Genomic DNA, 578 nt, shown 5'->3' with positions numbered 1-578 from the left:
GTGGTCTTCAACGCCGACGGCACCTACACCTACACGCCCAACACCAACTACCTGGGACCGGATTCATTTACCTATCAGGTATGCGATCTGACGTCACCCACCCCTTTGTGTGCCACCGCTACGGTGGGCATTACCGTCACAGCAGGGCCTCCTCAGATAGTTTCAGGCTATGTTTTCAACGATGCCAATAATAACGGGCTTAAAGGCAGTGGGGAGAACGGCATTGGACTGGCTATGTTCGTCAAGCTAGTACCTCGCTCCGGCTCGACCTGTGGCACAACGGCAACTCAGGCGGTGACCGCCGACCCAACAACAGGGGCTTACAGTTTTACGGGTGTGGCTCCAGGGGATTACTGTCTGGTGGTAGATAACAACAATACTCTGACTGATGTAGCGCCTACTTCGCCACAAGGGTACATCAACACAACACCCTCGATTATTTCTTCAGTGACCGTGATTACGGTAGCGATTACGGATCAAAACTTTGGTTTCCTGTCGCGCCCACCTGTTCCGGGTGATGATGCGGTCAGTACGGTTGAGAATACGCCCGTCACGGCTTCGGTGGCTACAAATGATTC

1 protein-coding gene is annotated in these 578 nt (G+C 53.5%); it reads left to right on the top strand.

Going from position 1 to position 578, the window contains the following annotated elements; all coding sequences use genetic code 11:
- Positions 1-578: SdrD B-like domain-containing protein (locus tag BGO59_RS34630; protein ID WP_293691988.1), on the top strand; the 578-nt coding region annotated here is incomplete at both ends.

The organism is Spirosoma sp. 48-14, assembly GCF_001898575.1.
GTDB lineage: Bacteria > Bacteroidota > Bacteroidia > Cytophagales > Spirosomataceae > Spirosoma.
Note: the sequence above shows the minus strand (reverse complement) of the source record. Positions and strands in the feature narration are given on the sequence as shown.